1 pseudogene is annotated in these 1682 nt (G+C 40.5%); it reads left to right on the top strand.

Annotated elements, in window-relative coordinates:
* Positions 1 to 58: 58 nt before the first annotated feature.
* Positions 59 to 811: pseudogene (locus CXF60_RS14520) on the top strand (hypothetical protein).
* Positions 812 to 1682: the final 871 nt, after the last annotated feature.

The raw sequence follows: 1682 nt of genomic DNA, 5'->3' as shown, positions 1-1682 counted from the left end.
CTCTTTGCTTGGTTTAAAGGCATTGTACCTTTTCTATTTTGGACTGACTATATTAGGGATGGGTAAAGTAGGGTCTTCAGCGTCCATGCAAGCAATCACACTTTCTCCCAAATTTGACTTTAGCAAAAGCTACTTCGTTCTAAGTGGTGTCGCAGGAACACCACCGAGTAAAGGCACGATAGGTGATGTAAGCTAGGCGTCTTGGCTCGTAGATTATGACTTAGGTCACCGCTGGAAAGCTGAAGAAGGTGAAAAAGGCGCACCTACGTTTGCACCACGCAAAGGCTATGAAGATATTCGCCACTATCAACTTAACTCTGACCTGCTAAAATGGAATCTACATCTAAGCCAGTCAGTTGCCTTAAAAGACTCAAAAGAAGCCAGCGCCTATCGAATGAAATATCCTGATGCAGCAGCACGACGGAGCCCAGCTATCACCGTAGGCACTCATATGACAGGAGATACCTTTTTTCATGGACCAGGGTTGTCTAAACAAGCGCAATATATAGCTGAATTGTATAACGCAGATGATTACATTATCACTGAAATGGAAGCCGCTGCAATAGCACAAGTACTTAACAGAACGGTAGGTATTGAACGCATCATGAGCTTACGTGGCGCAGTGAATTTTGACCAAGGTAATCCAAATGAGACCACGCTTCAACATCTAGATCCAGCGCCAGGGGAAACAGCTGGTGGCTTTGCAGAAACAGTAGAAAATATCGTGCTAGTAGGATCAAAAACTGTCGATCACATCATTGACAATTGGGATGTCTGGGAAAAAGGTGTGCCAAAATTTAAAGAAGAATAAAGAACTCCAAGATAAATTTTAAATAATACAACAAACAGTTAATAGTTAGCAGTCAGTAAGTAGTTTCTAGAATGGGTTTACGCTCATTCTGGAAACTGCTATGGCTTATATATCTACTATCAGTATAGCTCTTCCATTTCAGCTTCATTAGAAAATGATTAATCCCTCTATCCACTTACGCTCATTAGATAGCATACGATTAATAAGCTATAAGATTCATCCTTGATATAGAGCTCTATTCAATCTTTAGCAAGTTTCATCATTCTATTTAAGTTACTCAAAAGATGACAGTGCCACTCAGCTAAATAATAAAGATACCTTATTACTCGCAGTAAAAGGTGCTTCTTGTCCCAATATCAATGCCTAATACCTCACGGCTCTCTCCTCTAGCATACTAAAAGGGTAGAAGCGGATATTATGGTGTCTTTTATCGTTTATAAACTTTACTGGCTAGGTATAATCTAATACATTTGGTTATATTCAACGGCATAGTCTTGCCTGATGATAGATATCTCTTTTGTTTTAGGGCACGGGTTTCGCTTTAAAATAATATATACGCAATGAAAACATCTGTGGTTCTGTAAGTAGTAAGGTTCGCATATACGTTGTAGCATTGGCAAAATAATTCTTAATGTTAGCCAAAGAAAAGCCCTCTTTGCTTGAGCGTTGGGGGCTTTATCTAGGTATAGAAAGTTGACGAACGAGAAGAGCACCGTTAAGGCAAAACATTGCTTTGCTAGGCAACGCAAGAGCTATCTACCGGCATAGCCTTCCGTCTTGCACTGCGGACGACTGTCTCCCAGACAGTCGTCCGCAGTGCTCACCTTTAAATAGGATTTGCTACGTAGGTCACTAGGAATAAAAGATAGAC

Origin of the sequence: Psychrobacter sp. 4Bb, from assembly GCF_002836735.1 — a bacterium.
Classification (GTDB): domain Bacteria; phylum Pseudomonadota; class Gammaproteobacteria; order Pseudomonadales; family Moraxellaceae; genus Psychrobacter.
This window is presented reverse-complemented; position numbering and strand designations above follow the sequence as displayed.